We start from the raw sequence: 25034 nt of genomic DNA, 5'->3' as shown, positions 1-25034 counted from the left end.
CGGAATGCCCATGCCTCTCGACATATCGCCGCCCATATCACCCCATTGCGATGCGTTTCAGGCAAGCTGGATCGCCACGGTTCTCAATCTCGACTGGCCATCGCGGGCGTCAACGAAAATCGAAAATGACGATGAACGCATCCGGCGGCAAAAACAGGAGCTGGCGAACCTCTTCAACGAGGCGTCGGAACACGGAATCAATGCGGTGGTGTTTCAGGTGTCGCCAGCAGCGGATGCATTCTATGCGTCATCCTATCTGCCGTGGTCGTCCTATCTGACCGGGACGCTCGGCAAAAACCCCGGCTTTGATCCGTTGCAGTTTGCCATTGAGCAGGCGCACAAGCGCGGCATCGAACTGCATGCCTGGCTCAATCCCTATCGGGTTTCGATGGACGTCAAGGCATCCACGCGCAAGGAATTGAAGAACTCGTCCAAGGATTCGCCGCCGAGCGTCTACAAGACGCATCCAAGCTGGGTCGGCGTGTCGGCGGATCGCTATGTTCTCGATCCCGGCATTCCCGCCGTTCGCCAATGGGTGACGAACATCACCGCCGAGGTCGTGCAGAAATACAATGTCGATGGAATCCAGTTCGACGATTATTTCTATTATGAAACCGCGTCCTCGCCTCTCGATGACGACAAGACCTATGCGCGTTTCGGTACACGCTTTGCCAGCAAATATGACTGGCGACGTTACAATACCTATACTTTGGTTCAGGAAATTTCCGACAAGATCAAGTCGATCAAGCCGAATGTGCGCTTTGGCATCAGCCCCGGTGGGGTCTGGCGCAACAAGGCCGACGATCCGCTAGGGTCTGCCACGCGCGCGGGCAAGACGAATTATGACGGCGATTTCGCCGATACGAGACGCTGGGTCAAGGACGGCCTGATCGATTATATCGCGCCGCAGGTTTACTGGTCGTTCGGACGCAAGGCCGTGTCCTACGACACGATCGTCAAATGGTGGGCGGATACGGTGCGCGGCACCAAGACTGATCTTTACATCGGCATGGCGCTTTATCGCGCCGGAACCGCAACCGCGTCGGAGCCGGGCTGGCAGGCAGGTGGCGGCTTAAGCGAGATCAAGCGCCAGCTGGAACTGAACCAGTCGCTGCCGGAAGTGAAGGGCAGCATCCTGTTTCGACAGGGATTTCTGTCCGACCCAAAACTGAAGAACGTATCGGATTATTTGAAGAAGACGTGGGGCAAGTGCGGCCAGAAATAGCGCGTTTCACCGCGCATCTTTGATCCTGATCAAAGTGCGCTTCCCGCAGAGTTGCTAATGCTTCTGCCGTTGCTGGTTTCCACCAGAATCGGCGACCGGGATGTCCGGCCCTAAATGGCATCCCGGCCTTCATCAAATCTGTCGAGCGCATACCAGCGCGATCTTTCGTAACGCCGTTTTCGACAGCCAGCGGGTGCTGTCGGCGTTGCCCCTCTATTTCACCAAATCGGCACCCGCGCTTCTCGTCGGTCGAGTATTTTGAAGAAATTGCCAGTATTTTAGCGTCTATTGATCAAGGTCAAAGCGATTGAAATTCGCGGCCTATAAGCAGGGCCGCAACGGCATTTACTTTATCCCGCGTTTATTAGCATTCGCTGGTTGTCAACCTGTGCAGTTGTTCCATATCCTCAACCATATGGTTCTCCGATGACTATCGAGCGGGGCGGTGGGATTGCGAACAGCCCGACAATGGGGATCGCCTGCCAATGCCTTGAACTAACTCGGGAATAATGCCGGCATTGTCGTAGATATTGCAAAAAGGGTGTTTCGCATGAGTTCCAACCGCAAGCAATGGATTGTGGCTGCAGTGGTGGTGGCGCTGGCTGCTGGTGGTTACTATGCCTGGAAGGCGCTGAACGGCAGCGGATTGCCCGATGGGATTGCCTCGGGCAATGGCCGTATCGAAGCAACCGAGATCGATATTTCGACCAAGAGCCCCGGTCGTATCCGCGAAATACTTGCCAATGAGGGTTCATTCGTCAAACAGGGCGATATCCTTGCGCGCATGGATACCGATCAGCTGGAAAGCCAGCGCGCACAGGCGGAAGCGCAATTGCGCCGGGCGCAGATCGGCATCGAGACGGCGCAGAGCCTCGTCATACAGCGACAGGCGGAATTTGCCGCCAATCAGGCGACGGTCGCCCAGCGCAATGCGCAACTCGATGCGGCACAGCGGCGTCTGGCACGTTCGCAGGCGTTGACCCAATCGCGAACCGTCTCCGAACAGGTTCTCGATGATGACCGCGCCAGTGCGCAAGGCGCGCAGGCAGCGGTCGAGGCTGCCAAGGCGCAGCTTGCGGCAAGCGACGCGGCCATCAATGCCGCCAAGGCGCAGGTTGTCGATGCCGAGGCATCGGTGGAAGCCGCCAAGGCGGCGATTGCCAGCATCATGGCGGATATCAACGACGCAACGCTGGTCGCGCCAACGGCGGGGCGGGTGCAATATCGTGTTGCCCAGCCCGGCGAAGTCCTTTCGGCTGGCGGTCGCGTTCTCAACCTCGTTGACCTTGGCGATGTCTATATGACGTTTTTCCTGCCGACCGCGCAGGCCGGTCGTGTCGCAATCGGCGCCGAAGCCCGCATCGTGCTGGATGCTGCGCCGCAATATGTCATTCCAGCCACGATTTCCTTCGTGGCCGATGTGGCGCAGTTCACGCCGAAGACGGTTGAAACCGAGGAGGAACGCCAGAAGCTGATGTTCCGCGTCAAGGCAAAGATTTCGCCGGAACTGCTTCAGAAATATATCCAGCAGGTGAAGACCGGGCTACCGGGCATGGCCTATGTGAAGCTTGACCCCGCTGCTGAATGGCCGAAGAACCTCGCGGAAACCGTAAAATGAGTGACGCTTCGGTCCAGTCTGAGGCGGGAGGCGACAGTTTTGTCGTTCGCGCAAAGGGCGTAAAATTGTCCTATGGCGCTGCGCAGGCGCTGCGCGATGTTGATCTCGATATCCCCGCAGGGCGCATGATCGGCCTGATCGGTCCCGACGGCGTCGGCAAATCGAGCCTGCTGTCGCTGGTTTCAGGCGCGCGCAGCATGCAGGAAGGCCACATTGAGGTGCTGGGCGGCGATATTGCCGATCGGAAGCATCGCGAATCTGCCTATCCGCGCATCGCCTATATGCCGCAAGGTCTTGGCAAGAACCTTTATCCGACGCTCTCGGTTTTCGAGAATATTGATTTTTTCGGACGGTTGTTCGGCCATGACAGGCAGGAGCGGGAGCGACGCATTGCCGATCTTCTGGCGCGCACTGGCATGTCACCCTTTGCGGATCGCCCGGCAGGCAAGCTCTCGGGCGGCATGAAACAGAAGACGAGCCTCTGCTGTTCGCTGATCCACGATCCTGATCTGCTGATCCTCGATGAACCGACCACTGGCGTCGATCCCCTGTCGCGCCGGCAGTTCTGGGAACTGATCGACGATATCCGCAAGGACCGTCCGGGGATGAGTGTCATCGTCGCGACCGCCTATATGGAGGAAGCGGAGCGTTTTGACTGGCTTGTCGCGATGAATGACGGGCAGATATTGGCAACGGGCACGCCGCGGGAGCTTCTCGAACGCACTAAAACGCCCAATCTCGATGCGGCCTTCATCGCTTTGCTGCCGGAGGAATTGCGGCAGGGGCACAAGGAAATCGTCATTCCGCCGCGCGCGCCGGGTGCCGATGCCGAGATCGCCATTGAAGCCGAACATGTCACGGTTCGGTTCGGCAATTTCACGGCGGTCGATAATGTGAGCTTCCGCATTCCACGCGGCGAAATTTTCGGGTTCCTCGGTTCGAATGGCTGCGGCAAATCCACCACCATGAAGGTGCTGACCGGCCTTCTGCCCGCCAGCGACGGCATTGCACGGTTGTTCGGGCGCGAGGTCGATCCGAAGGATATCGATATCAGGCGGCGCGTCGGCTACATGTCGCAGGCCTTTTCGCTTTATTCCGAGCTGACGGTTCTCCAGAATCTGGAACTGCATGCCAAGCTTTTCGGCATGGAGCCGGAACTGACCGCGCGGCGCATCAAGGAACTTTCCGAGCGTTTCGATCTGTCCGGAGTGATGGACGAATTGCCGGATTCCATGCCGCTTGGTATTCGCCAGCGCCTGTCTTTGGCGGTGGCGCTGATTCATTCGCCGGATATTCTCATTCTCGATGAGCCGACTTCCGGTGTGGACCCGGTGGCGCGTGATGCTTTCTGGGAAATTCTGGCCGACCTGTCGCGCAAGGATAATGTGACGATTTTCGTCTCGACCCACTTCATGAATGAAGCGGAGTTGTGCGACCGCATTTCATTGATGCATGCGGGCAAGGTGCTGATCAGCGACACGCCGAAAGCGATCACGGCAAGCCGCAATGCGGCGACCTTGGAAGAAGCCTTTATCGCCTATCTGACCGAAGCCATCGGCGAGACGCCGCAACCGGCAGCACCTGTTACGGAAGAGGCACCAGCGCCGGTTCAGGCTGCCGTCAGTCCTCCCAAGCCTCAACCGAGTTGGCTTCCCAATCCGCGCCGCATGCTGGCTTATACACGGCGCGAGGCGCTGGAATTGAAGCGCGATCCAATCCGCGCGACACTCGCCATTCTTGGTACGGTGATTTTGATGTTTGTGATCGGTTACGGCATCAATCTCAATGTCGAAAACCTGACATTTGCGGTTCTGGACCGCGACGATACGACGGTCAGCCGCGATTATACGCAGCAGATTGCCGGGTCGCGCTATTTCACTGAAATGCCGCCGATTACCGATTATGACGATCTCGACCGGCGGATGCGCAACGGCGAGATTAGCCTTGCCATCGAGATACCGCCACGTTTCGGCGCAAATATCGCGCATGGGCGGCCTGTCGAGGTGGCGGCCTGGATCGACGGTGCCATGCCCACCCGCGCTGAAACGGTGCGCGGCTATGTGCAAGGCATGCATGCCAACTGGCTGACGCAAAAGGCGCGCGAGCTTTATGGCAATGCGGCGACGGTCGGCAATTTCAATCTGGAAATTCGCTATCGCTACAATCCCGATGTCCAGAGTCTGGTGGCGATGGTTCCAGCAGTCATTCCAATGCTGCTTTTGATGATCCCGGCCATGCTCGCGGTTTTGAGCGTGGTGCGCGAAAAGGAGCTGGGCTCTATCATCAATTTCTATGTGACGCCGGTGACCAAATTCGAGTTCCTGTTCGGCAAGCAATTGCCCTATATCGCACTCGCCTTCCTCAACTTCCTGATGCTGACAGCCTTTGCTGTCTTCATCTTCCGGGTGCCGTTTACCGGCAGTTTCCTCACCTATGCAGCGGCGGCGCTGCTCTATGTCATCATCGCGACCGGCATGGGTCTGGTGCTTTCCACCTTCATGAGCAGCCAGATTGCCGCCATTTTCGGGACGGCCTTGCTGACACTCATTCCGGCGGTGCAATATTCCGGCATCATCGATCCGGTTTCGTCATTGCAGGGTGCGGGCGCATTCATCGGCAAGATTTACCCGACGACCTATTTCGTGACCATCTCGCGCGGGGTTTTCTCCAAGGCGCTTGATTTTGGCGATCTTGCCGGGTCGTTCATACCCTTGCTGATCGCCATTCCGGTGCTGATGGTGCTGGCCATTCTCCTTCTCAAGAAACAGGCGGGCTGAGATGCGGATAGCCAATATATTCCAGCTCGGTATCAAGGAATTGCGCGGTCTCGCCCGCGATCCTATGCTTCTGCTGCTGATCGTCTATGCGTTTACGCTTGCGGTCTATACCTCTGCCCGGGCCCAGCCCGAAAATCTCAGCAATGCGGCTATCGCGATTGTCGATGAAGACCAATCGCCGGTCTCAAACCGTATCACCTCGGCTTTCTACCCGCCTTATTTCGTGCCGCCCAAACTCATTTCTTCCTACGAGATGGACAGCCGCATGGATGAAGGGCTCGACACTTTCGCGCTGAACATTCCGCCGAATTTTCAGCGCGATCTGCTGGCCGGGCGCTCGCCGACCATCCAGCTCAATGTGGATGCAACTCGCATGAGTCAGGCCTTTACGGGCGGTGGCTATGTTCAGTCCATCGTCTCCAGTGAGGTGAACGAGTTCCTGAACCGTTATCGCGGCACGGCGGATACGAAGGTCGATCTCAATTTGCGATCCCGCTTCAATCAGGATCTGAACAAGAGCTGGTTTGGCGCGATCAACAATGTCATTTCGTCGGTCACCATGCTGTCGATCATCCTGACGGGTGCTGCGCTGATCCGCGAGCGCGAGCATGGCACCATCGAGCATTTGCTCGTCATGCCGGTGACGCCGGTTGAAATCATGGTCAGCAAGGTCTGGTCCATGGGGCTGGTCGTGCTGGTCGCTTCGGCCTTTGCGCTGATCTTTGTAGTGCAAGGTCTGCTAGCGGTGCCGATTTATGGATCGGTTCTGCTGTTTCTGGCTGGCGCCGCATTGCAGCTTTTCGCAACCACCAGCCTCGGCATTTTTCTGGCAACGGTTGCAGGCTCCATGCCGCAGTTCGGCATGTTGCTGATGCTGGTGCTAATGCCGTTGCAGGTGCTTTCCGGCGGCATGACGCCACGGGAAAGCATGCCGGACATCATCCAGAACATCATGCTGGTAGCTCCAAACACGCATTTCGTCATATTGGCGCAGGCGATCCTGTTCCGAGGGGCAGGGATCGGCGTGGTATGGCCGCAATTTCTGGCCCTGATCGTCATCGGTTCGGTGCTGTTTTACTTCGCGCTGCAACGCTTCCGGGCATTCCTGCGATAGAGCGGTGGGAACCGCTCTATCCATTCGTTTTGACGCATTATCCTGCGCATCGGAGCGGGATCAGAAATCAGTCCATTGAACCGATTTCCCCGCGTAGGCGCTGCGCACTTTGGCTGGAAATGCTCTAACCAAAGATGTTTGAAAACAATGCCCTGAATCGCTTCGTTGAGAATGCGATTCAGGGGAGCGCGCTTTTTGGCGCATTGCGAATCCGCCTCGGCCTTGCTAGGGCTCGTTTCAGGAAACGGTTTCGCTGTAAAAGGCGGATGAAAAGGGAACGCGGTGAGGCCATCTGGCCAATTCTGCGACTGCCCCCGCAACTGTAACCGGAGAGCTATCTTCCACAATCGCTCAGGCGATCAAGCCACTGAGAGCAGTTTTTGCACTCGGGAAGGCGGAAGAACAGCGGCGACCCGGAAGTCAGGAGACCTGCCGCATCCGGTCACCTAGTTTCGACGCGGGGCGTGTCGGGGCGCGGCTTTCCGTAGCGGTGACATTGGACAAATGTTGCCGCCGGAACGGGAAAAGGGTATCCCCCATTTCTTCGACCTGCGGTCAGGCGATATCGCCTTGCAGGAGACGATACAGGTGCATATTCCAAAATTATCCATTTTGCTGACGGCTGCTTTTGCGGCTGCAAATCCGCTTGCCGCATCGGCCCAAACCGCCAGCGGCGCGGGCGATGCCAATGCAAGCGTGGTTCTCGATACGATTGTTGTCACGCCGCTTCGTCGCGCAACGTCGTTGCAGCGATCCACCTCGTCGGTAACGGTCATCGACACGGCTGAAATCGAGCGTTCGGCGGCCCCCGATCTGCAATCACTGCTGAAATCCTATAGCGGGGTTTCGATCAAGGCGAATGGCGGGCAGGGGTCGAAGTCGGACATCTATATGCGCGGCATGTCGTCCAAGCAGACGGTCGTACTAGTCAATGGCGTCCGCACGGCATCGGCTACGGACGGAACCACGGCGCTGGCCAATATACCGCTGACGTCCATCGAGCGCATCGAGATCGCCAAGGGCGGCCATTCGGCCCAATATGGTGCGGATGCGATGGGCGGCGTCATCAACATCATCACCAAGCAGGGCGGGGCTTGTGGCGAGCGCTCATGGTGCGGCAGCCTGTCCACGGGCGTCACCCATCCCTGGGGCGGCTATGCTTCCGGTTCGGTGCAAGGGCAGAGCGCTGCGGGTGTCGATTATGCCTTTGGTGCGGCGATCACCGGCACCGAGGGCTATGATTTCACCAGCCCCGATGCGTGGGGACACGAACCGGACCGGGATGGTTTCCTGCAAGGCTCGCTCAACTTCTCGCTCGGAAAAGATTTTGACTGGGGCAGGATCTATGCGGACGGGCTTTTGAGCCGGGGCCGCAATCAGTATGATTCCGAATATCCGTCCGCCGATCAGGGCTACAGCACAGCCTTTTCTGGCAAGATCGGCACGCGGATCGATCACGCGGATGACTGGTCTTCGACAGTCGAGTTCAGCTCGGGCATCGATAGCAGCCGTGATTTCCGCAAGGGCGTCTCCGGCTCCGACCGTTATGAAACCAAGCGCTACGGCGTTTTCGCGTCCACCGAGAAAAGTTTCGAAACGGGCAAGGCAAAGCATGTCGTGACCGGCGGTGTCGAAGCCTATCGCGAGACGATCGATTCCACCGTCGCCTATGACGAGACGGGGCGCAATCTGGCGGCGGTGTTCGGGCAGTATTCGCTGGAATATGAAGCGCTGCGCGTCGATGGCGGTGTGCGTTACGACCACAACCAGCAATTCGGCGACGTGACGACATACAATATTGGTGCGAGCTATGAGATTGTACCCGACCTCGTTGTGCGGTCGTCCTATGCGACCGGATTTCGTGCGCCGACATTCAACGAGCTTTATTATCCCGGTTTCGCCAATCCCGATCTGCAGCCGGAAAAGTCACGCTCCTATGAAGTGGGGCTGAACTGGCAGATTTCGGCGGCGACCAGCCTTGATCTTGCGCTTTATCGCAATGAATTGCGCGATGCGATCATGAGTACCGCGCCTTCTTATCTGCCCTATAATGTGGCGCGCGCTCAGGTGACAGGTTTCGAGGCGACGCTGGCGCATCGCTTCGATGACCAATGGGGCGTGAAGGGGGTGCTGGACTTCAAGCGACCCATCGATGAAGAAAACGACACCGATCTTGCCTATCGCGAACGTTTCAAGGCGACCGCCGAAGTGAACTATACGCCGTTCGAAGGTCTCGACCTGACGGGCCGCGTCTTCTATGGCGGTTCGCGCTATGCCGATGCCGCAAATACGCGGAAGCTCGGCAGCTATGTGACCGCCGATTTCGTGGCGCTTTATGCCGTCGACAAGCAGTCAAAGCTGAAGTTCTCGGTCGAGAACATCTTTGACAAGGACTACCAGACGACCTCCGGTTATATTGCGCCGGGCCGTACCTTCAACATCGGTCTGACGCGGAATTTCTGAGGGTTTATCGACGGATGACGAGAGCGACGATCCTTGGCGCAAACTGGCTTATGGCGCTGGCAGCCATGGTTTCGGTCGCTCTTTCTTCTGCCAAGGCTGCACCGCCACAGCGCGTGGTGTCGATCAATGTCTGCACCGATCAACTGGCCATGCTTCTGGCCGCGCCGGGACAGTTGCGGTCGGTTTCCCGTCTGTCGCGCGATCCGCAGCTTTCCGTGCTGGCTGTGCAGGCGGCGACAATACCGGTTAATCGGGCTGAAGCAGAGGAGATTTTCCTCATGAAGCCCGATCTGGTGCTGGCGGGCACATTTTCATCGCAGGTGACGGTCGATCTTCTGCGCAGGCTTGGCCTGCATGTGGAACAGTTCACGCCTGCGCGCTCGTTTGACGATATCGAAGCGCATCTAAGGCGGATGGGCGCGTTGCTTGGACGCGAAGAACAGGCGGAAGCGCTGGTCGCCTCCATGCGATCTAGACTTGCGGCAATAGAAAAGCCGCAGCAACGCAAGACCGTCGCGCTTTATTTCGCCAATAGTTACACATCCGGGCGCGGCACATTGATTGACGAGGCGGTCAAGCGGGCAGGGCTGGACAATATCGCCGACCGCGCTGGCGTGAACGGACCTGCGGCGCTACCTCTCGAAATGCTGGTGATGGAAAAGCCAGATATGCTGGTCCTCAGTGCAAGCGAGCGCGCACCGGGGCTGGCTTTCCAGAATTTCCGGCATCCGGCTTTGCAGGCGCTGGAGCGCGAGGCGAAAGCAATGACGCTTCCCGATAATCTGACCGTTTGCGGCGGGCCGTTCAGTGTTGAGGCGGTGGAAAAACTTGGCGAGGCGGCGCGTGACTGAAAACACTCGTTTCGTGCTTTTGCTCGTCAGCCTTACCGTGCTTGTGGCGGTCCTTTTCGCGTGGTCGCTGCTGACCGGGCCAGCCAATATTGCGGTGAGCGACAGTCTCCGGGCGCTGTTCAGCGGCGAGGGCGATGCCATCGTGCTGGTGATGCGTGAGATCCGCCTGCCGCGCGCCTTGCTGGCTTTGCTGATCGGCGCGTCGCTGGGGCTTTCTGGGGCGGCCCTGCAAGGCTATCTGCGAAACCCGCTGGCAGAACCCGGATTGCTCGGCGTCAGCGCTTCGGCTTCGCTTGGCGCAGTCATCGCCATTTATACCGGGCTGTCGCTGCTGTTTCCCTTGGCCCTGCCTTTGCTGGCGCTGGCCGGTGCATTCGCATCGGTCTTTCTCGTCAAGCTTCTGGCCGGGCGCAATGCCGGAACATTGGCGGTCATTCTGGCCGGTGTCGCGGTGACCAGCCTAGCCGGAGCGCTGACTGCTCTGGCGCTCAACCTTTCGCCCAACCCCTTCGCAGCGATGGAAATCGTGTTCTGGATGCTCGGCTCGCTGGCAGACCGCTCGATGACCCATGTGATGCTGGTGGTTCCGTTCATCATCATTGGCTGGATCATGCTTCTGTCGCTGGGGCGGGCGCTCGACAGCCTGACGCTCGGTGCCGATGCAGCGGCCAGCATGGGTGTCAGTCTGGCCCGCGCGCAGCTTCTGGCCGTGTTGGGCACAGCGCTTTGTGTCGGTGCTTCGACGGCAGTGGCGGGCGCTATCGGATTTGTCGGTCTTGTGGTGCCGCATCTGCTGCGACCGCTGGTCGGGGCGCGACCATCGCGGCTGCTTGTCGCGAGTAGCTTGGGCGGTGCGGCTTTGCTGCTTGCTGCCGATATAGTGGTGCGGGTCGCCATGCCGGGACGGGAACTGAAGCTCGGCGTCGTCACGGCCCTGATCGGCGCGCCATTCTTCCTGTGGCTGGTGTTCAAATATCGCAGGCAACTCGTATGACGGTGCTCTCGGTTCAAAATATCAGCGTGTCGCTGGGCGGGAAAACCGTGCTGGATCGCGTCAGCTTCGATGCAGGCCCCGGCGAGTTCATCGGCCTGATCGGACCCAATGGCGCAGGCAAAACCACGCTTTTGAAAGCAATGCTCGGCCTTGTTCGGGCAGATGGCGCGGTTTCACTCGATGGACGAGGAATAGCCAATTTCAACGCCCGCGACAAAGCTGGTGCGGTTGCCTATCTGCCGCAGGAGCGCGATGTCGCCTGGCCGGTTTCCGCGCATATGCTGGTGTCATTGGGACGGTCGGCGCTGAAGCCAAGCTTTGCTTCGCTGGACGCTGGCGATGAAGCGCTGATCCGTTCGGCGATGCAGCGCATGGATGTGGAAGCCTTTGCCGAGCGGCCAGCCAACGCGCTTTCCGGCGGTGAACTGGCGCGGGTGCTGATCGCCCGCGTTCTGGCGCAGGATACGCCTGTGATCCTCGCCGACGAGCCGGTCGCCGGGCTTGATCCGTCGCATCAACTGGCCTTGATGGAAAACTTTGCCGCAATTGCGCAGGAAGGCCGAACGGTGATCGCCTCGCTGCATGAGCTTGGCCTTGCGGCACAATATTGCACGCGGCTGATCATTCTCGAGAACGGGCGTCTTGCGGCGGATGGCCCGCCGCAGGACGTGCTGACGCCGGAGCGGCTGCGGCAGGTTTACGGGATCGAGGCGCATATCCTGCATATCGACGGGCAGTTCATCGTGCAGACGAAGTCCCGCGCTTAAACTCTGCGCCACTGGCGTTCCCGCGCCGAACCGTAGATCGTTTCCAGCGTCTTTTGCACTTCATAACCTTCACGGAAATCGGCATGTCCGGTTTTATGGCCAGCAATAGCCAGCAGGAAGTCGCGCACTTCGATGGTCTTGAGGTCGTTGAAACCGATCTGGTGTCCCGCCGCCACGCAGAACGAACCATAGGGTTCGTGGTCGGGACCGGCAAAAATCTTGCGAAAACCCTGCTGGCCTTTTTTGTCGGCATGAAGAAACAGGTCCAACTCGTTGAACCGCTCCTGCGTGAAAAAGATCGCGCCTTTCGAGCCGGAGATTTCGAAGTCATGCTGCATTTTGCGCCCGCTGGCGATCCAGCTTGCTTCCAGCGTCCCGGTCGCCCCATTGGAAAAACTGATCATGGCATGGCAGACATCGTCCACTTCAACCGGCTTGCTTTGTGAAGGATCGGCGCTGTCCGGGCGCTCGCGAATGGCGGTGACGGTCTTGCCCATGACTTCGGCAATCGGGCCGACCAGATAGCGCGCGGCAGCGATGATGTGGCTACCTATATCGGCAAGGGCACCGCCGCCGCCAGCCGGGTCCAGTCGCCATGTCCATGGAATGCGCGCATCGGCCATGAAATCTTCCGCATGGATGCCGCGAAAGTTCCGGACCTCTCCAATTTCACCGCTGTCTATAATGTCTTTCGCCAGCCGGATCATCGGGTTCTTGAGATAGTTGAAACCAACGGCTGTCTGGACACCTTTCTTCTCCGCCGCGAGCGTCATTTCCAGACAATCGGCTGCGCTGGGGGCAAGTGGCTTTTCGCAATAAACATGCTTGCCTGCTTCAATCGCCGCCAGCGCCATTTCCTTGTGAAATCGGTTGGGCGTGGTGATATCGATAAGGTTGATTGTCGGATCGGCAATCAGGTCGCACCAGTTGCCGGTCGCATGGGCAAAGCCCAGTTGTCTTGCGGCTTTCTCAGCGGTTGTTTCATCGATATCGGCCAGCGTGTGCAACTCGACCTGCAAAGGCAGGTCGAAGATGCGATTGACGTTGGCAAGCGCCAGCGCATGGGTCTTGCCCATAAAGCCGGACCCGATCAGACCTGTAACGACTGCCATGCCTTCCTCCCAAGCGCTGACACCATACATGCTGGCAAAGTTCTGCCCGCAATACGCATCATCCAGTCGGAAAATATGCGTTTCGGGGAGAGCTTATCCGATTGACATGGGCTAGCAGAAATGGAATTATAATTCCACGAGAATTTTCTAATGATTGTTTCATTCTATTGAATAGCCGAAGTCGCTTTATTTGCGGGTCATGACTTGGAGGAAGTCACCGTGATGATACCGACAAGGCTGAAAATCGAGAAAACCGGCGGGGAGCGTCGGACAATGGGAGGAGTGAACATGAAATCTCTTTTGAAATCGGCAGTCGCTGGCGCGGCCCTCATGGCTGCGTCATTCGCTGCACATGCGGCTGACATCAATATCGTTGTCGTCAGCCATGGTCAGGCATCGGACCCGTTCTGGTCCGTGGTGAAGAATGGTGTGGCGGAAGCTGCCAAGGATACGGGTGCCAAGGTTGACTATCGCGCGCCGGAAACCTTCGACATGGTGCAAATGGGCCAGCTTATCGATGCGGCCATCAACCAGAAGCCGCAAGGTATCGTCGTATCGATCCCGGATGCCGATGCGCTCGGGCCGTCGATCCAGCGCGCCGTCGCCGCTGGTATTCCGGTCATATCGATGAACTCCGGTTCCGATGCTTCCAAGAAACTCGGCGCGCTGCTGCATGTCGGTCAGGATGAATTCGATGCGGGCAAGGTCGCCGGCGAAGCCTTGAAAGAGGCCGGCGGCAAGAAAGGTATCTGTGTCAATCAGGAAGTGGGCAATGTCTCGCTTGACCAGCGTTGCGCCGGTTTCAAGGAAGGCTTCGGTGACGTGACCGTTCTGCCGACCTCCACTGATCCGGCGGAAAATGAAGCCAAGGTGCGCGCGGCGCTCGCCTCCGACACAGCGGTCGATACGATCCTGACCCTTAACGCGACGCTTGCCGGTGAGCCTGCCGTGAAGGCGGCAGCAGAAAGTGGCCGCAGCGGCATTCATGTTGCAACCTTCGATATGTCGGCAGGCTTCCTTGAAGCCGTCGAGAAGGGGCAGGCAGACTTCGCCATCGACCAGCAGCAGTTCCTGCAAGGTTATCTGCCGGTTTCGTTCCTGGCGCTCAATGCGAAATATGGCCTGATGCCCGGCGGCAATGTGCCTTCCGGCCCGAACCTGATCACCAAGGACAAGGCTGCCCAAGTAGTCGAGCTTTCCGCCAAGGGCATCCGTTAGAACCGGCAATATTTCGGCTCTGGCGGCCTGCAAATGGCACTGTTTTGCGCTTCCGGTGCTCATGTACCCAAAAGTACACTGCGCTCCGGTTCTCAAACCGCACCATTTTCGGCTCGTCAGAGCCAAAATTTCCTCCGGTTCTAAAAACACTTTCCATGACCCGCCCATAGCGATGGGCGGGAACGGGTGGTTGCACCCGAAGCTCGACAGCTGGGCATGAAGCAGCTGCGATGAGGCCTCAGGAGAAAATCATGAGCGAACCCATGTCCGAACCGAAGCCCGCGACGATTGCGGAGCAGCGAGACGAACGGCTGAAAACGGCAAGTCCGATCCAGCGGCTGCTCAGTCGCCCCGAACTTGGTGCGGTTTCCGGGCTCATTCTCATCACGGCTTTCTTCCTGACTACGGCCAACCCGGCAATGTTCACGGCGGCGGGCATCATGAATTTCATGGCGCCTGCATCGCAACTTGGTATTCTCGCGGTCGCCGCCGCGTTGCTGATGATCGGCGGTGAATTCGACCTTTCCATCGGCTCGATGGTGGCGTTTGCCGGTCTGATTTTTGCTGCGGCGCTTGTCGTCTGGCAATTGCCGCTTGGAGTGGCGATCATTATCACGCTTGTCTTTGCGGCGCTCGTCGGAACGGTCAATGCGCAGATCGTGATCAGGAGCGGCTTGCCGTCCTTCATCGTGACGCTGGCTTTTCTGTTTATCCTGCGTGGCCTGTCGCTTGTCGGCCTCAAATGGGCAACCGGCGGCGCGACGCAGCTTCGCGGCGTCAAGGAAGCAGTCGGCAACAGCGCGCTTGCGGGCTTGTTTTCAGGCGATGCGTTTCAGGGGCTGTTCGCCTGGATGGCCGAGCGCGACCTGATTGCCAAGTTCCCGAATGGCGAACCGACCGTAAAAGGCGTTCCCGTCGAGGTGCTATGGTTTGTCGGTGTGGCGCTGATCGCCACCTATGTTCTGGTGCGCACCCGCTTCGGCAACTGGATTTTCGCAGCGGGCGGCGATGCGCTGGCGGCGCGAAATTCCGGCGTTCCCGTGCGCCGCGTCAAGACCACACTCTTCATATGCACGGCCATGGCCGCAGCGCTGGTCGCCATTCTCACCGTGCTCGATGCCGGATCGACCGATGCGCGGCGCGGTTTCCAGAAGGAGTTTGAAGCGATCATCGCGGCTGTCATCGGCGGGTGCCTGCTGACAGGCGGTTATGGTTCGGCCATTGGTGCTTTCTTTGGCGCAATCATTTTCGGCATGGTGCTGATCGGCCTGACCTACACGCAGATCGATCAGGACTGGTATCTCGTCTTCCTCGGCGGAATGCTGCTGATCGCCGTTCTCTTCAATAATTTCATTCGCAAGCGCGCCACGGGCGAGCGCTGAGCCGGGAGGTTGCCATGACAATGACAACGACGATGCCGACGATTGAAATCCGTAATCTTGTCAAACATTTCGGGCCGGTTATTGCACTGAATGGCGTTTCGTTGAGCGTCGAGCCGGGGCAGGTTCATTGCCTGCTGGGCGACAATGGCGCGGGCAAATCAACGCTGATCAAGACGCTGTCCGGCGTGCACAAGCCGACGAGCGGTGACTTCCTTGTTGAAGGCAAACAGGTTGCGTTCAATAGCCCGCGCGATGCACTCGACCACGGGATCGCGACCGTCTATCAGGATCTGGCGATGATCCCGCTCATGTCGGTGATGCGGAACTTCTTTCTGGGTCGCGAGCCGACCAAGGGGGTTGGCCCGCTGCGCTGGTTCGACACGCAGTTTGCTGAAGACGTGACCCGTGAGGAAATGCGCCGGATCGGCATCGATGTGCGCGATCCACAGCAGGCCGTGGGCACGCTGTCCGGTGGCGAACGACAATGTGTGGCCATTGCCCGCGCTGTTTATTTCGGGGCGAAGATATTGATCCTCGATGAGCCGACCTCCGCGCTCGGTGTTCGCCAGACCGCGATGGTTCTCAAATATATCAATCAGGTGCGCGCGCGGGGTCTGGGTGTGATCTTCATCACGCACAATGTTCGCCATGCCCATGCGGTGGGCGACAAATTCACCGTGCTTAATCGCGGTGTGACGCTTGGCACCCGCACCAAGAGCGAAGTCGATATGGATGAATTGCAGAGCCTGATGGCTGGCGGTCAGGAATTGTCCGACCTGTCAGCCGAATTGGGCGGCAGGGTTTGATCGGGTCTCGGAGTTTGCGATGAGCGAGCAATTGAAAGGCAAGGTTGCTGTCATTACCGGCAGTACACAAGGGCTGGGTGCGGCCACGGCAAAGCTGTTTGCAGAACGTGGCGCCGCCGGTCTGGTTATCTGCGGACGGTCCGTGGAAAAGGGACGGGCGCAGGTCGATCTGCTGGAGAAGATCGACGCGCGCGCGGTCTTCGTTCAGGCCGATCTGGAAAATGTCGAGGATTGCAGAAAGATTTTAGCCGAGGCTGACCGGGCTTTCGGACGTCTCGATATTCTGGTCAATGCGGCGGGACTAACCGACCGCGGAACTATACTGGATACCTCGCCGGAGCTTTTCGATCGGCTGTTTGCTGTCAATACCAGAGCGCCTTTCTTTCTTATTCAGGAGGCCATCAAGCTTTTCCGGCGCGATGGCGTGGAGGGCGCGATTGTCAACATTTCCTCTATGTCGTCGATGGGGGGGCAACCATTCATCGCCGCTTATTGCGCCTCCAAGGGCGCGCTCGACACGTTGACCCGCAATGTTGCCTATTCGGTGCTGCGCAACCGTATCCGCGTCAACTGCCTGAATATCGGCTGGATGGCGACGGACGGTGAAGATCGCATCCAGCGCGAATTTCATGGTGCGCCTGCCAACTGGCTCGATGACGCCGCCAGAGCGCAACCCTTTGGGCGCTTGATCGATCCTGCGGAAGTTGCGCGCGCAATTGCGTTCCTGGCTTCGGAAGAATCGGGGCTGATGACCGGAGCAATCGTCAATTTCGATCAGTCGATCTGGGGCGCCTACGATGGTTCTCCGCACCCACAAGCACCGCTCTGAGTTGCATTACTGTGGCGTTTCTAACGCGATCTACTGAAAAACCACCTGTTTTATTGGGAGTATGCCGAAAAATCAGGCAGCAATCGCCATTCCTGCTTGCGCGCACAATTACAGGTAGTTAGAGCACCTTATTGCCTGTTTGATTCAGGCAGGGTGCTCTAAGCTGTTGTTTTAGCCGTGTTTCTGTAGACCATGATTTTCCGTTTGGTTGCATGATCCTTAGGCTGCGACGGCGGGCACCGACAACCGTTTCAATTGCGCTGAAAGGACGAATATCGTGGAGCAGGCAAAGAACGGGACCGGCAAGGGTGGACGCAAGGCGCTTTGGGCCGCCGTTGCGGTCATCGCGATAGCTGCCGCTGGTCTGACCGGATACAAGATCACGCTTCAGAACACCATCACGTCACAACTGGAAAAGCGTGGCGGCAAGGCTGCTTCCGTCGAAGCCGATTTCCTTGGGCGCATTCATCTGCGCGACGTGACGCTGCCGCTCAAGAACGGTTCTGATGTGCGCATAGGCTCGATCGAAGGCCGTCCGAAATTCCTGTTTCTGACCGGTATGCTAGATGCATCCGACATCAACACGCAGGTCGCCAATTACAAGATCTCCATTCCCCATGTGAAGATCGACGATGCGAGCTTTGATATTTCCACATTGCGCGAAACCTTTGGCAACAGCCAGCTGACCTTGCCGGAGCGCGTCGGTCGCTTCTCGGCCAAGAGCGTCGTCGCACCGGAAATCAATCTGGTTCAGACCATTGCGGGCAACGAGCAGAAAATCGTCTACAAGGACGTGAAGCTCAATGACATCCAGCAAGGCCACGTCGCCAGTTTTTCCGCCGCAAATACGACCTTTGAGTTTGCGTTCGACGCGCCCAAAGAGGACGGCGAAACAGTCCGCGACCAGATGCAGGGCTCAATCGGCCAGACGGAAGGCAAGGACATTGACGGTGTTTATCTGACGCGCCTTTATACGGAAAAGGCCGGACCGGACGACAAGGACGCCAAGCCGGTTTATGGCCCGTTCTCTGCCAAGAATATCGTCATGAAAAGCAGCGAAGCGAGCTTCGGCTACGACGAAATTCGCAGCAATGGTTTCAGCATGCGCATGCCTGCCGAACCGCTTCTGGAAACGGTTCAGAAACTCGAGGCGGTGAAGAACCCCGACGACCTGACGCCCGCAGAACAGCGCGAATTCTTCCTGCGCGTGCTGTCGATCGTCGATATGATTGGCAAGGGCGACATGGAGATGCTCGGCCTCAAGATCGAGCCCGCCGACGGCACCAAGGGCAAGGGCGACATTGCTCAGATTTCGATTGCGTTCGACACCAGCAAGGTGGACGCCACCGTGAAGGGCGTCAATATCGGCAACGGCACCGACTATATGAAAGTCGATGAAGTTTCCATGCAGGGCTTTTCCTGGGCACCGACTATGGAAGCCTTGAAGAAGTTCGCCGCGCTTAGCGATGAAGAGGCCGAAAACTTCCCCTTTACAACGCTTTTGCCTGAATTCGGCACCACGCGCGTTTCCGGTGTCGATGCTGATCTGCCTTATGAACCGGAAGCGGTTGATGATGTGACCGGCGCTGACGAAACCACAGACGATGCGACCGATCAGGAAACCGTCGATGCGGCGGGCGATGATGCAGCCGCCGCGACGGACGATCAGGGTGTCGATATCGCGGGTCCGGCACAGGATTCCACGGAAGAGCCTGCGACCGAAGGCGAAGAGGCGCAGCCGGAAGCTGCTGAAGAAGCAACGGTTCCAGCAGTTCCAGAGCGCATAAAATTCTCCATGAAGAATTACGAAGTCGCGCTCACCAAGCCGCAGAACGGTATCCCGTCCGATATTCGCGTAAGCTATGAGGATATGACGCTTCCGGTTCCGCATGGCAGTGACCAGATTTACGATCACCTGCGCAAGCTTGGCTATGACACGGTGACGATCTCCTCCAACATGGCGATGAATTGGGATGAAGCGAACCAGAATCTCGTCATTTCGGATATTTCCGTCAGCGGCAAGGACATGGGCCGCGTTTCGGTCAATGGCCTGATGGGCGGCTTCACCAAGGAGTTCTTCTCGGGCGACAAGGTGATGACGCAGGTTGCCGCTCTTGGCCTCAAGGCGCGTGAAGTGAAGGTGAAGGTTGAGGAAAAGGGCCTGCTCGCCAAGGCGCTCAAGCTTTATGGGGAAGAAAACGGCATGACGGAGGACGAAGTACGCAGCAACTTCTCCCTGATCGCCGCCGCCTTCCTGCAGGAACTGGCGACTGATCAGCCGAAGCTACAGGACGCGGTTACCGCATTCTCAAACTTCCTCGCCAAGCCGAATATTTTCGAGCTGACGGTCACGTCGAAGGCGGAGAAGGGCATTGGCGCGCTGGATATGATCGCGGCGTCGCAGGACCCGCTGTCGCTGCTCGACAAGGTGAATATCGAAGCCAAGGCCGAGTAAGCCATCTCTCCGGAACCATCGAGAAAAACGCCGGCTGCATCGCAGCCGGCGTTTGCATATGGACCGCCGTTTGAATAGATTTTCGCATCGAAAACGCCTCCAATCTGGAATCAGACACTATGCTGAAAAATATCAATCCGTTGCTGACCGGCTCGCTCCTCTCCATTCTCGCAGATATGGGGCATGGAGACGATCTCGTCATCGTGGACGCAAACTACCCGGCGCAGGCTTCCGGCGTGCCCGTGCTGGATTTTCCGGGCATCAGCGCCACGGCCATGGCCGAAGCCGTGTTGTCGGTTCTGCCGCTCGATGATTTTGTCGACATGCCAGCGGCTGTCATGCAGGCGCCGAACGAGACGCCAGCCATCTATGGCGAGTTTGAAGAGGTCATCGCTGTGGCCGAGGGGCGCAAGATCGCCGTCGATCCGGTGGAACGCTTTGCGTTCTACGCCCGCGCCACCGAAGCTTTCGCTGTGATCCGCACCGGCGAGCGCCGGCTTTACGGCAATATCATTTTCAAGAAGGGCGTTATCCGCTCCTGATCGTCGAAGACGAACCAATAAAAAGCCCGGGCCGTTGCGCCCGGGCTTTTGTTTCAGGAATTATTCCTGCGGCTTTTCATTCTGGCCCTTCATTGGACCGTGGGAGCCTTTTTCGCCGCCCTTATGGTGCTGTCCCATGCCGTGACGGCCTCCATGTGGACCTTTGCCACGGCGGTCCATATGGGCAGCGCGCATTTCGCTGCGGTCGAGCTTGCCGTCTTCGTTACGATCCAGCGCGGCGAATTCCTTCTTGCGCTGGTTTTCGATGGCCGTCAGGGTGATGTTACCGTCGCCCTTGACGTCGAGACGACGTTCCAGGCGGTCGGCTTCGCGCTTCACGAAACGCTTGAGCGCCAGCGCTTCAATTTCATCGCGAGACAGGGTGCCGTCGCCATTGGTGTCGGCGGCCTTGAGCTCTTCCATGCGGGAAAACTTTTCCAGATCGATTGGCCCGCGCTTGGTCTTGACGTCCTTATCCTGTGTAGCAGCCGCTTCCGTTGCTGGCTTTGGTGTATTCGCGTTGCTGCTTTCTTGTGCCAGTACAGGACCAGCAAGCATAGTCGATGCGATTACAGCGAGAAGTGCGGTTCTATATTTCATGGTTGCTTGACTCCATTACTCTTTACAGGGCGCCGTCAATTGGCGTGTGAGTAATGTGTGTCTTTTTAGATGAACCGCATATGAATGGGCCAATTAATTATATTTAATGAAACTGTAATGTACTCGCGACACGGTGTACGAGGTTGCAGCGAATGCGGACATATCCAGATGAACGATGAGGTTTATGAGGGGAAGATAATCGAAATTTTGATGCGATCGCAGGATCACTTCGTCGCCGTTCGTTACGGTGTCAATCAGCGGAAGCGTTTGTTTTCAAAAGAGAAAATGGTGGGTGATGTAGGGATCGAACCTACGACCCGCTGATTAAGAGTCAGCTGCTCTACCAACTGAGCTAATCACCCACTCGCTTTGCCGAGGCAGCGGCCCCGGTGAAGTGAGCGGGTGTATACCGGTCGATTTTCCAGCTGTCTACCCTCCAATAGAAAAATTTCGAAAAAAACTTGCGTCTTTGTGCAAAAGCCCGGAAATGCGGTGTTTTGGAAAATCCGGCTTTGCACCTTTTCCGGGAATATCGATCATTCATCCGCCAAAGTTGCGATTGCTTGAGCGAATCCCGAAGAATCGAATGCAAAAAGAATCTTGTTTTGATTCATTTTTTTGCTCTTCCAGCGTTGTAAGCGCGCCTGGCCGACTCCATATTCGCGAAATACTGGATTCGTGCTTGCGGATGTGTCCGCGCGGGAGGCGAAACAGGTTACGGCATCGGGGCGTATGCAAACGCTTCAAATGTCGCAGCCATGTCATCATTTTTTGATGCTTGTCTGAGAAGTTAGAGCATATAAATGTCTTGATCAGCGGATATTAAGTCCTCGATCAAAAATCTTCGCTGATCGATCAGCAAAACAAGCTCGAGCAAGGCGCGTCATGCACCGGATAGCCTTTGCGGAGAAAACCGAGGCGGGTAAACCGCTTCAAGATCCGGTTCGCGGCATTTGAGGAAAGCATGGAAAGCATTATCAGCGATCTCGGGCAGTTCATTTCCGATCATCGGGCTTGGGCCGGACCTATTGTTGGTATCATTGCCTTCGGCGAATCTCTCGCGATCATTGGAATGTTCATTCCCGCCACCCCGATAATGATTGCCATTGGCGGCCTTGTCGGCGCTGGAATCATCGAGCCGCTGCCGGTTATTATCGGCGCCATCATCGGCGCGGTAATCGGCGATATCATCTCCTATTTCCTCGGCTGGTGGCTGGGCCGTAACATCATTCACAAATGGCCTCTCAATAAACATCGCAGCGGTGTGGCGCGTGCGCGCCTGCTGTTCCGCCGCTATGGCTTTTCTGCCGTCTTCCTCGGTCGTTTTTTCGGGCCGGTTCGCTGCACGGTGCCAATGGTCGCGGGCATGATGTCGATGGACCAGACGCGCTTCCAGACTGCAAACGTGCTGTCGGCACTGGTTTGGGCGCCGCTGATGTTCCTGCCCGGCTGGCTGGCTGGACGTGGCGCGGGCATCTTCGCCAAGATGGATGGCGACCATATGTTCTGGTTCGCCATCGGAATCACCGTGCTGACTCTGATCGTCACGGTCATCGGTGTGCGTTTCTTCAAGGCGCGTCCGCGCCGCGAGCGCAAATCGCGTCGGGTGCAAGTGTCGCCCGCCGAATAGGAATGAGGCAGACGCACTTGCCTGACCGGCGATCGTCTGCATAATAAGAGTGAAGCTGGCAGCGGATCGAAGCTTTTGCCTGCCAGCCTTTTGAATATATTGCGAACAACAACCGTATGTTTCGTATGCCAATTGGTGCCCGAGGTCGGCGAGAAAGCCGATACAGCGCCCTATAAAAGGTTCATCGCGCTTAATGCCCGACGACAGTTCTGACGATTCGTCTTACCGAAGTACCGGTTCCCTCGCGGGAACCTTTCACTTCATAGGCCTGAAGCCTCTCTCCGCCGCTTGTGGATTTTTTCGGCTGGATCGCGATTTTGCGTTCCGGCCCGAAAGCGTTTGCGCCGGTATCTCTGAATTCCGCTTTTTCTGACCCGTTTGGACGCTGTCTTTTTGATTCAGGTCAGCGATCTAAACATTTGTTTGTACTCACATATTGCCCGAAAATAGTCTTCGGGTTGTGTTCTAAAGGAGCCGACATATCATGGACTGGTCCATGGACTGGATTGCCGACCCCAATGCCTGGATAGGTTTGGTGACATTGGTGGTGCTTGAGATCGTTCTCGGCATCGACAATCTCGTCTTTATCGCCATTCTGGCCGATAAATTGCCCCCGCATCAGCGCAATCGCGCCCGCGTCATCGGTCTCGCTCTGGCGCTTCTCATGCGCCTTGTCCTGCTTGCATCGATTTCGTGGATTGTGACGCTGCGCGAACCGCTGATCGAAGTGATGGATATGTCGTTCTCCGGACGTGACATCATCATGTTGATCGGTGGTCTGTTCCTGCTGGCCAAGGGCACGATGGAACTGCACGAACGCCTGGAAGGCGCGCATGGTGCGAAAACCTCCCGTGTCGTCCATGCCGTGTTCTGGCAGGTCATTGTCCAGATTGTCGTCCTCGATGCGGTGTTCTCGCTGGATAGCGTGATTACGGCTGTCGGCATGGTGCAGCATCTGCCGGTGATGATGATCGCCGTCATTATCGCAATCGGCGTCATGATGCTGGCTTCCAAGCCGCTGATGGACTTCGTCAACAAGCATCCGACGGTGGTTATCCTCTGCCTTGGCTTCCTGATGATGATCGGTTTCAGCCTCGTGGTGGAAGGCTTTGGTTTTCACATTCCGAAGGGCTATCTCTATGCGGCCATCGGCTTCTCGGTGTTGATCGAAGCGGCCAATCAGGTCTCGCGCCGCAATCGTGAAAAGCTGGTGACGACCAACGATCTGCGTGAGCGGACGGCGGGCGCGGTTCTGCGCCTGCTCGGCGGCGGGCGCGGCGAGAATCCGCTTTCCGATACTGTTGACGTGATCGCCCAGCAGACAGCTGCCAATGACGTCTTCCTTCCGGAAGAAAAGGAAATGATCCGTGGCGTTCTGGATCTGGCGGATCGCCCGGTGCGTTCGATCATGTCACCGCGCAATGAAATCGAATGGCTCGACATCGATGAAAGCGAAGAGGATTTGCATGAAGCGATTCGCAAGCTTTCGCACTCGCGCGTTGTTGTTGCCCGCCGTCAGGTCGATGAATTTGTCGGCGTCGCTTCGGTTCGCGATCTGCTGCTCGACATGACGGACAAAAAGTCCATCGATTGGGATCAGGTCGTCAAGCAGCCGCTTGTCGTACACGAAAGCGCCAATGTGTTGCGTGTGATGGAGCAGCTGCGTGTCTCACCGGTGCAGCTTGCCGTCGTGGTCGATGAGCATGGCTCATTCGAAGGCGTCGTTACGCCGACCGACGTGCTGGAAGCGATTGCCGGGGAATTTCCCGATGAAGACGAGGAAGCATCTGTTGCCGAATCGGACGGGCAGGGCGGTTATATCGTCGACGGCTTTGTTGATATTCGCCGCCTGAGTGGTCTTCTGGAGCGCGATCTGGTGGATGACAGCGACCGCTATACGACGCTGGCTGGCTACGTGCTCTGGCACCTTGGCCACCTGCCGCTGGGCGGTGAAAGCTTCGTCGCGGATGGCTTCGAATTCAGGATCGACGCCATGAAGGGGCGCAATGTGGACAAGGTCCATATCAAGCCCGTCAATGACTACGAGGTGTAAGCTGGTATGATTTTGCGGGCGGCGGCTTGTCGCTCGCAAAATATTTCACTCTGTTAACTCCGATAAAATAAGTCGGTTATTGACATCTGCGCGGAAGCCTTCAAAATTAACCCATCGTTCATTGTTACGGCGAAAGCGTGTCTGGATTGAAGACGTGCTTTAAGGTCGGAAGCTTTGAGATGGGGACGCGACAACGCGGATAGGAGGCCTGGTTTAATGCAGAACTTGCAGGTGCTGACCACCGGAGTGAAAAACGCCTTCTTGGGCATTCCTGCGTTTTTGGCGCAGCCATGGCGGGAAATGAAATTGAGCGCTGAAGAAATCGCAGCGCGTCGGCGCAGCCGGTTGGAGCGCAGTGAGCATAATTTTCTGTGGTGCTGGCAGCATCGCGGTTTCTGGTAAGATTTTACGCAGAATAAAATATGGGCCGGGGGCGAAAGTCTCCGGCTTTTTTGTTGTGCTGTTTCTGATTTTTGACGCTTGAAGGAATAATTTTCTAACGCGCTTAGGCCGCTTGGGCGCATGTTCCAAGGACTCCGCAGAAAGTAGTTTATTGATTTAAATCAATGATTTAGGTTGATTTTGAATCACCTTTCGG

19 protein-coding genes, 1 tRNA gene and 1 riboswitch are annotated in these 25034 nt (G+C 57.4%); of the genes, 17 read left to right on the top strand and 3 right to left on the bottom strand.

Annotation, left to right across the window (positions count from 1 at the left end):
• Window positions 1–10: 10 nt before the first annotated feature.
• The 8 genes from ABWW11_RS08525 (at window position 11) to ABWW11_RS08490 (ending at window position 11809) form a co-directional block, all read left to right on the top strand.
• A complete protein-coding gene (locus ABWW11_RS08525) occupies window positions 11–1225 on the top strand; it encodes a glycoside hydrolase family 10-like protein (RefSeq protein ID WP_235858885.1) in 1215 nt (404 codons plus the stop codon).
• Window positions 1226–1775: 550 nt separating this feature from the next.
• Window positions 1776–2843 (top strand): HlyD family secretion protein, encoded by a 1068-nt coding sequence (locus tag ABWW11_RS08520; protein ID WP_109369357.1) that lies wholly within the window; start codon window positions 1776–1778, stop codon window positions 2841–2843.
• Window positions 2810–5620 carry a ribosome-associated ATPase/putative transporter RbbA gene (gene rbbA, locus ABWW11_RS08515; RefSeq protein WP_371830790.1) on the top strand — a complete coding sequence of 937 codons (2811 nt, stop codon included), beginning with the start codon at window positions 2810–2812 and terminating at the stop codon, window positions 5618–5620. Before ABWW11_RS08520 ends, rbbA begins: the two co-directional genes overlap by 34 nt.
• 1 nt (window position 5621) lies before the next feature.
• Entirely contained in the window at window positions 5622–6734 is a 1113-nt protein-coding gene (locus ABWW11_RS08510; protein ID WP_109369355.1) for an ABC transporter permease, read from the top strand.
• Between the two features lie 228 nt (window positions 6735–6962).
• Window positions 6963–7185, top strand: a riboswitch (cobalamin riboswitch).
• Between the two features lie 137 nt (window positions 7186–7322).
• On the top strand, window positions 7323–9197 hold the full coding sequence (locus ABWW11_RS08505; RefSeq protein WP_109370259.1) for a TonB-dependent receptor domain-containing protein: 1875 nt from the start codon (window positions 7323–7325) through the stop codon (window positions 9195–9197).
• Window positions 9198–9211: 14 nt separating this feature from the next.
• Window positions 9212–10048 (top strand): ABC transporter substrate-binding protein, encoded by an 837-nt coding sequence (locus ABWW11_RS08500; protein WP_109369354.1) that lies wholly within the window; start codon window positions 9212–9214, stop codon window positions 10046–10048.
• Complete coding sequence (locus ABWW11_RS08495; protein ID WP_109369353.1) at window positions 10041–11042, top strand: FecCD family ABC transporter permease; 1002 nt, start codon at window positions 10041–10043, stop codon at window positions 11040–11042. Before ABWW11_RS08500 ends, ABWW11_RS08495 begins: the two co-directional genes overlap by 8 nt.
• A complete protein-coding gene (locus ABWW11_RS08490; RefSeq protein ID WP_319080321.1) occupies window positions 11039–11809 on the top strand; it encodes an ABC transporter ATP-binding protein in 771 nt (256 codons plus the stop codon). Before ABWW11_RS08495 ends, ABWW11_RS08490 begins: the two co-directional genes overlap by 4 nt.
• Here the strand turns inward: ABWW11_RS08490 and ABWW11_RS08485 are convergent.
• Entirely contained in the window at window positions 11806–12921 is a 1116-nt protein-coding gene (locus tag ABWW11_RS08485) for a Gfo/Idh/MocA family protein (RefSeq protein WP_109370258.1), read from the bottom strand. The genes ABWW11_RS08490 and ABWW11_RS08485 overlap by 4 nt on opposite strands.
• A gap of 288 nt (window positions 12922–13209) precedes the next feature.
• Between ABWW11_RS08485 and ABWW11_RS08480 the strand changes: the two genes are divergently transcribed.
• The 6 genes from ABWW11_RS08480 (at window position 13210) to ABWW11_RS08455 (ending at window position 20153) form a co-directional block, all read left to right on the top strand.
• Window positions 13210–14139, top strand: coding sequence for a sugar ABC transporter substrate-binding protein (locus ABWW11_RS08480; RefSeq protein WP_109369351.1), 930 nt, complete (start codon window positions 13210–13212; stop codon window positions 14137–14139).
• 251 nt (window positions 14140–14390) lie between these two features.
• Entirely contained in the window at window positions 14391–15521 is a 1131-nt protein-coding gene (locus ABWW11_RS08475) for an ABC transporter permease (protein WP_109369350.1), read from the top strand.
• A 20-nt stretch (window positions 15522–15541) separates the two neighbouring features.
• Window positions 15542–16327 carry an ATP-binding cassette domain-containing protein gene (locus tag ABWW11_RS08470; protein WP_371830792.1) on the top strand — a complete coding sequence of 262 codons (786 nt, stop codon included), beginning with the start codon at window positions 15542–15544 and terminating at the stop codon, window positions 16325–16327.
• A 19-nt stretch (window positions 16328–16346) separates the two neighbouring features.
• Window positions 16347–17156: an SDR family oxidoreductase gene (locus ABWW11_RS08465; RefSeq protein ID WP_109369348.1), complete on the top strand. Its 810-nt coding sequence runs from the start codon at window positions 16347–16349 to the stop codon at window positions 17154–17156.
• Window positions 17157–17433: 277 nt separating this feature from the next.
• Window positions 17434–19611 carry an aq_1923 C-terminal domain gene (locus tag ABWW11_RS08460; protein WP_109369347.1) on the top strand — a complete coding sequence of 726 codons (2178 nt, stop codon included), beginning with the start codon at window positions 17434–17436 and terminating at the stop codon, window positions 19609–19611.
• Window positions 19612–19730: 119 nt separating this feature from the next.
• On the top strand, window positions 19731–20153 hold the full coding sequence (locus ABWW11_RS08455) for an RbsD/FucU family protein (protein ID WP_109369346.1): 423 nt from the start codon (window positions 19731–19733) through the stop codon (window positions 20151–20153).
• A gap of 60 nt (window positions 20154–20213) precedes the next feature.
• Here the strand turns inward: ABWW11_RS08455 and ABWW11_RS08450 are convergent, their stop codons facing one another.
• Both ABWW11_RS08450 and ABWW11_RS08445 read right to left on the bottom strand, forming a co-directional pair.
• Window positions 20214–20753 (bottom strand): EF-hand domain-containing protein, encoded by a 540-nt coding sequence (locus tag ABWW11_RS08450; protein ID WP_109369345.1) that lies wholly within the window; start codon window positions 20751–20753, stop codon window positions 20214–20216.
• A gap of 286 nt (window positions 20754–21039) precedes the next feature.
• A tRNA-Lys gene (locus ABWW11_RS08445) sits at window positions 21040–21115 on the bottom strand.
• Between the two features lie 602 nt (window positions 21116–21717).
• On the opposite strand from ABWW11_RS08445, the gene ABWW11_RS08440 reads away from it, so the two are divergent.
• The 3 genes from ABWW11_RS08440 to ABWW11_RS08430 all read left to right on the top strand — a co-directional run bounded on the left by ABWW11_RS08440 (window position 21718) and on the right by ABWW11_RS08430 (window position 24838).
• Window positions 21718–22383: a DedA family protein gene (locus ABWW11_RS08440; RefSeq protein WP_109369313.1), complete on the top strand. Its 666-nt coding sequence runs from the start codon at window positions 21718–21720 to the stop codon at window positions 22381–22383.
• A gap of 484 nt (window positions 22384–22867) precedes the next feature.
• On the top strand, window positions 22868–24436 hold the full coding sequence (locus tag ABWW11_RS08435) for a TerC family protein (RefSeq protein WP_109369312.1): 1569 nt from the start codon (window positions 22868–22870) through the stop codon (window positions 24434–24436).
• A 216-nt stretch (window positions 24437–24652) separates the two neighbouring features.
• Complete coding sequence (locus tag ABWW11_RS08430; protein WP_109369311.1) at window positions 24653–24838, top strand: hypothetical protein; 186 nt, start codon at window positions 24653–24655, stop codon at window positions 24836–24838.
• Window positions 24839–25034: the final 196 nt, after the last annotated feature.

The sequence above is a fragment of the Brucella sp. NBRC 113783 genome, from assembly GCF_040372265.1.
Taxonomy (GTDB): domain Bacteria; phylum Pseudomonadota; class Alphaproteobacteria; order Rhizobiales; family Rhizobiaceae; genus Brucella; species Brucella teleogrylli.
Note: the sequence above shows the minus strand (reverse complement) of the source record. Positions and strands in the feature narration are given on the sequence as shown.

Coding starts and splice junctions, on each gene's coding strand:
- ABWW11_RS08450 (WP_109369345.1), bottom strand. CDS start 20,753: ATGAAATATAGAACCGCACTTCTCGCTGTAATCGCATCGACTATGCTT.
- ABWW11_RS08470 (WP_371830792.1), top strand. CDS start 15,542: ATGACAACGACGATGCCGACGATTGAAATCCGTAATCTTGTCAAACAT.
- ABWW11_RS08490 (WP_319080321.1), top strand. CDS start 11,039: ATGACGGTGCTCTCGGTTCAAAATATCAGCGTGTCGCTGGGCGGGAAA.
- ABWW11_RS08525 (WP_235858885.1), top strand. CDS start 11: ATGCCTCTCGACATATCGCCGCCCATATCACCCCATTGCGATGCGTTT.
- ABWW11_RS08440 (WP_109369313.1), top strand. CDS start 21,718: ATGGAAAGCATTATCAGCGATCTCGGGCAGTTCATTTCCGATCATCGG.
- rbbA (WP_371830790.1), top strand. CDS start 2,810: ATGGCCGAAGAACCTCGCGGAAACCGTAAAATGAGTGACGCTTCGGTC.
- ABWW11_RS08485 (WP_109370258.1), bottom strand. CDS start 12,921: ATGGCAGTCGTTACAGGTCTGATCGGGTCCGGCTTTATGGGCAAGACC.
- ABWW11_RS08500 (WP_109369354.1), top strand. CDS start 9,212: ATGACGAGAGCGACGATCCTTGGCGCAAACTGGCTTATGGCGCTGGCA.
- ABWW11_RS08465 (WP_109369348.1), top strand. CDS start 16,347: ATGAGCGAGCAATTGAAAGGCAAGGTTGCTGTCATTACCGGCAGTACA.
- ABWW11_RS08435 (WP_109369312.1), top strand. CDS start 22,868: ATGGACTGGTCCATGGACTGGATTGCCGACCCCAATGCCTGGATAGGT.
- ABWW11_RS08480 (WP_109369351.1), top strand. CDS start 13,210: ATGAAATCTCTTTTGAAATCGGCAGTCGCTGGCGCGGCCCTCATGGCT.
- ABWW11_RS08430 (WP_109369311.1), top strand. CDS start 24,653: ATGCAGAACTTGCAGGTGCTGACCACCGGAGTGAAAAACGCCTTCTTG.
- ABWW11_RS08520 (WP_109369357.1), top strand. CDS start 1,776: ATGAGTTCCAACCGCAAGCAATGGATTGTGGCTGCAGTGGTGGTGGCG.
- ABWW11_RS08475 (WP_109369350.1), top strand. CDS start 14,391: ATGAGCGAACCCATGTCCGAACCGAAGCCCGCGACGATTGCGGAGCAG.
- ABWW11_RS08510 (WP_109369355.1), top strand. CDS start 5,622: ATGCGGATAGCCAATATATTCCAGCTCGGTATCAAGGAATTGCGCGGT.
- ABWW11_RS08455 (WP_109369346.1), top strand. CDS start 19,731: ATGCTGAAAAATATCAATCCGTTGCTGACCGGCTCGCTCCTCTCCATT.